Origin of the sequence: uncultured Bacteroides sp. (assembly GCF_910578895.1) — a bacterium.
In the GTDB taxonomy this organism is placed as follows: Bacteria; Bacteroidota; Bacteroidia; order Bacteroidales; family Bacteroidaceae; genus Bacteroides.
Genome location: NZ_CAJTSC010000094.1, coordinates 1 through 4,851, shown reverse-complemented (window position 1 = coordinate 4,851; position 4,851 = coordinate 1). Strand labels below are relative to the sequence as shown.

The following is a 4,851-nucleotide window of genomic DNA, read 5'->3' as shown; positions in this document are numbered from 1 at the left end:
ATTTTTTTTTCATTGTTCTTGTTTGATATCAAATGGTTTTTCGTAATTTTGGCGTGAATCTAATAAGGAATGAGAAAAATCATGCAATTAATATTGTAATAAATCATATAATAACTCCTGTAAATATGGAAAACAAAATTCAAGAGCTGACCGATAAGATTTATCGTGAAGGAGTGGAAAAAGGTAACGAAGAAGCCCGCAAACTTATCGCAAGAGCTCAGGAAGAAGCCGGAAAAATCGTAGAGAATGCGCAGAAAGAAGCCGATACTATTGTGGCTACTGCCCATAAAGCTGCCGATGAACTGGCAGAGAATACCAAATCAGAGTTGAAGTTGTTTGCTGGTCAGGCTGTGAATGCTTTGAAATCTGAAATTGCTACTTTGGTGACGGATAAGATTGTGAATGCTGATGTGAAAGCTTTTGCTGCAAACAAAGATTTTCTTAACGCGTTCATCGTGGCATTGGCATCCAAGTGGAGTACAAACGAGCCTATCGTAATCTCTACAACGGACGCGGAAGACTTGAAAAAGTATTTCATTGCTCAGGCGAAAGAGGTATTGGATAAAGGAGTGAAGATTGAACAGGTGAATGGAAGCAAGTCGCTTTTCTCGGTTTCGCCCGCTGATGGTTCTTACAAAGTAAACTTTGGTGAAGAAGAATTTATGAATTATTTCAAAGAATTCCTGCGTCCGCAATTAGTGGAAATGCTGTTTTAAACTTTCCACAGGATTATGAGTAACTATTATTACTTGGTAGCCGGTTTGCCGGAACTCACTTTAGAGGATAGCAAATTGAGCTATACGGTAGCTGATTTCAAGACGGAATTGTATCCAGTTCTGTCTGAGGAGGATAAAAAGTTGATAGACTTGTTTTATCTTCAATTCGACAACGTCAATGTCTTGAATTTGTTGAAAGACAAAGAAGCAGCGATTGACCTGCGGGGTAACTACTCGGCGGAAGAATTGGCTGAGTATATCGCATTGCTGAAAGAAGGCAGTGAGGTGCCTGATTGTTTGTTCCCGTCTTACCTATCTGTTTTTATTTCCGAATATTTCAGTCGGTCTGTTGAAGACGGTTTTCTGTGCGAAGACCGTTTGGCTGCGCTTTATTATGACTATGCCATGAAATGCAGAAATAGTTTTGTCTCTGCATGGTTTAGTTTTAATCTATTGATTAATAATATACTGGTGGCATTGACGGCGCGGAAGTATAAGATGGATGTGGCTCCGTTAATAGTAGGAAATACGGATGTTTGCGAAGCTTTGCGTACATCTGCTGCCCGTGATTTCGGGTTGGGTGACGAAGTGGAGTGGCTGGACCGGCTGGTGAAAATCAGTGAGACGGAACAGTTGGTGGAACGGGAGAAAAAGATAGATCAATTGCGATGGGATTGGATGGAAGAAGCTACTTTCTTCGATTATTTCACGGTGGAGCGCCTGTTTGTTTTCCTGTTGCAGCTTGAGATGATAGAGCGTTGGATTACGTTGGATAAAGAAAAGGGTAACAAGTTGTTCCGCAGCATTATTGCTGCATTAAAGGACGATGTACAAATACCCGCAGAATTCAGATAAAATAAATTAGATAATTATATGACAACAAAAGGAACTGTTAGTGGTGTGATAGCCAACATGGTAACTCTTGTCGTTGATGGTCCCGTAGCACAAAATGAGATATGTTATATCTCGACCGGTGGAGACAGATTGATGGCAGAGGTTATTAAAGTGGTAGGCACTCAGGTCTATGTGCAGGTGTTTGAAAGCACTCGTGGACTGAAAGTGGGAGCCGAAGCTGAATTTACCGGACACATGCTTGAGGTAACGTTGGGTCCCGGTATGCTTTCTAAGAACTATGATGGTCTGCAAAACGACCTTGATAAAATGGATGGTGTTTTCCTGAAACGCGGACAATATACATATCCGCTGGATAAGGAGAGTAAATGGCATTTTGTACCCTTGGCAAAGGCAGGCGACCGGGTGGAAGCCGCCGCATGGTTGGGGCAGGTGGATGAGAACTTTCAGCCACTGAAAATCATGGTTCCTTTTGAGCAGAAGGGTGTATGCACTGTGAAATCTGTAGTAGCGGAAGGTGATTACTGTATTGAGGATACAATTGCTGTGTTGACCGATGAGGAAGGTAACGACATAGAAGTGAATATGATACAGAAATGGCCTGTGAAACGTGCCATGGTGAACTATAAGGAGAAACCGCGTCCGTTCAAATTGCTGGAGACGGGTGTGCGCGTGATTGATACCGTCAATCCGATAGTGGAAGGTGGTACGGGATTTATCCCCGGTCCGTTCGGTACGGGAAAGACAGTGTTGCAGCATGCCATTTCCAAACAAGCGGAAGCCGATATCGTAATCATTGCCGCCTGTGGTGAGCGTGCTAATGAGGTTGTAGAAATCTTTACAGAGTTTCCCGAATTGGTCGACCCGCATACAGGACGTAAGTTGATGGAGCGTACTATCATTATTGCGAATACTTCCAATATGCCGGTGGCAGCCCGCGAGGCTTCCGTGTATACGGCAATGACGATTGCGGAATACTATCGCAGCATGGGATTGAAAGTGTTACTGATGGCTGACTCTACTTCCCGTTGGGCGCAGGCATTGCGTGAGATGTCTAACCGTATGGAAGAATTGCCTGGTCCGGATGCGTTCCCGATGGACTTGTCTTCCATTATTTCCAACTTCTATGGTCGTGCCGGATATGTGGTGCTGAATAACGGCGAGACGGGTTCCATTACGTTTATCGGTACGGTATCTCCTGCCGGTGGTAACTTGAAAGAACCTGTGACCGAAAACACGAAGAAAGTGGCACGTTGCTTTTATGCCCTTGAACAGGACCGTGCGGATAAGAAGCGTTATCCTGCCGTAAACCCAATTGACTCTTATTCCAAATATATTGAATATCCCGAGTTTGAGGAATATATATCCAGACGTATCAACAGCGAATGGATTGGTAAGGTGAACGAGGTCAAGACCCGTCTGCAACGTGGTAAGGAGATTGCGGAGCAAATCAATATCCTCGGTGATGACGGCGTGCCTGTAGAGTATCACGTGATTTTCTGGAAGTCGGAGTTGATAGACTTTGTTATCTTGCAACAAGATGCTTTCGACGAGATCGATGCCGTTACTCCGATGGAGCGTCAGGAAGAGATTCTGAATATGGTGATTGACATCTGCCATACGGAGTTTGAGTTCGACAACTTCAACGAGGTAATGGATTACTTCAAGAAGATGATTAATATCTGCAAACAGATGAACTACGCGAAGTTCAAGTCGGAAGCGTATGAGGGTTTCTATAAACAGTTGCAGGAATTGGTAGTAGAACGTAAAGCTTGAGAGGAAGATTTTAATAGTAAAATAGTAAAATTGTCAATGTTCCTATGTGTCGGAGACAAAATATGTGCTACGATCGTAGGGAGTAAATAATAAAAGTAAATGGCAACAAAAGCATTTCAGAAAATATACACCAAGATTACTCAGATTACGAAAGCCACGTGCTCGTTGAAAGCCACGGGGGTAGGGTATGACGAGTTGGCAACCGTAAACGGTAAACTTGCCCAGGTGGTTAAGATTGCCGGAGACGATGTGACTTTGCAGGTTTTCGAGGGCACTGAAGGCATTCCTACCGATGCAGAGGTGGTATTCTTGGGCAAGGCTCCTACAATCAGAGTGAGTGATCAACTTGCCGGACGTTTCTTCAACGCTTTCGGTGATCCTATTGATGGTGGTCCGGCTATTGAAGGTCAAGAAGTGGAAATCGGTGGTCCGTCCGTAAATCCGGTGCGTCGTAAACAGCCCTCCGAACTGATTGCGACAGGTATTGCGGGTATCGACCTGAATAATACGCTGGTGTCAGGGCAGAAGATTCCGTTCTTTGCCGATCCCGACCAGCCTTTTAACCAAGTGATGGCAAATGTGGCACTGCGTGCGGAGACTGACAAGATTATTCTTGGTGGTATGGGTATGACGAACGATGATTACCTTTATTTTAAGAACGTGTTCTCCAATGCCGGTGCGCTCGATCGTATCGTCAGCTTTATGAATACGACTGAGAACCCGCCTGTGGAACGTCTGCTTATTCCGGACATGGCGCTTACTGCCGCCGAGTATTTTGCGGTGAACAACAATGAGAAAGTATTGGTATTGCTTACAGACATGACTTCCTATGCCGATGCACTCGCCATCGTGTCCAACCGTATGGATCAGATTCCTTCGAAAGATTCTATGCCAGGTTCTCTGTATTCGGATTTGGCGAAAATTTACGAGAAGGCGGTGCAATTCCCAAGCGGTGGTTCCATTACGATTATTGCCGTGACCACGTTGTCCGGTGGCGATATCACACATGCCGTGCCCGATAATACAGGTTATATAACCGAGGGCCAGTTGTTCCTTCGCCGTGACAGCGATATCGGTAAGGTTATCGTTGACCCGTTCCGTTCGTTGTCTCGTCTGAAACAGCTCGTGACCGGTAAGAAGACCCGCAAGGACCATCCGCAGGTAATGAACGCAGCTGTACGTCTGTACGCCGATGCCGCCAACGCTAAGACCAAGCTTGAAAACGGTTTCGATTTGACGAACTATGACGAACGTACCCTTGCCTTTGCCAAGGATTACTCCAATCAGTTGCTCGCCATTGACGTGAACCTCGACACCACAGAAATGCTTGATGTGGCATGGAATCTGTTCGGTAAGTATTTCCGTCCGGAAGAGGTGAACATCAAGAAAGAACTTGTAGACCAGTATTGGTCTGGAAATTAATAATTAAAAAATTAAAGCTGCGTAATGAAAATTGATAGGGTTATCAATTAGAAGGCAGTTGTTTTTAGCATTAGGAGCATAAGAA

At 44.7% G+C, this 4,851-nt stretch carries 4 protein-coding genes; all 4 read left to right on the top strand.

The genetic code is table 11. From position 1 onward, the window contains the following. Positions 1–125: 125 nt before the first annotated feature. The 4 genes from QZ327_RS14055 to QZ327_RS14040 all read left to right on the top strand — a co-directional run bounded on the left by QZ327_RS14055 (position 126) and on the right by QZ327_RS14040 (position 4,766). Positions 126–716, top strand: coding sequence for a hypothetical protein (locus QZ327_RS14055; protein ID WP_294620320.1), 591 nt, complete (start codon positions 126–128; stop codon positions 714–716). Positions 717–731: 15 nt separating this feature from the next. After that, a complete protein-coding gene (locus QZ327_RS14050) occupies positions 732–1,571 on the top strand; it encodes a DUF2764 domain-containing protein (protein WP_294620318.1) in 840 nt (279 codons plus the stop codon). 18 nt (positions 1,572–1,589) lie between these two features. Continuing rightward, positions 1,590–3,344, top strand: coding sequence for a V-type ATP synthase subunit A (locus QZ327_RS14045; RefSeq protein ID WP_294620316.1), 1,755 nt, complete (start codon positions 1,590–1,592; stop codon positions 3,342–3,344). A gap of 99 nt (positions 3,345–3,443) precedes the next feature. After that, positions 3,444–4,766: a V-type ATP synthase subunit B gene (locus QZ327_RS14040; RefSeq protein ID WP_294620314.1), complete on the top strand. Its 1,323-nt coding sequence runs from the start codon at positions 3,444–3,446 to the stop codon at positions 4,764–4,766. The last annotated feature ends 85 nt before the right edge of the window (positions 4,767–4,851 follow it).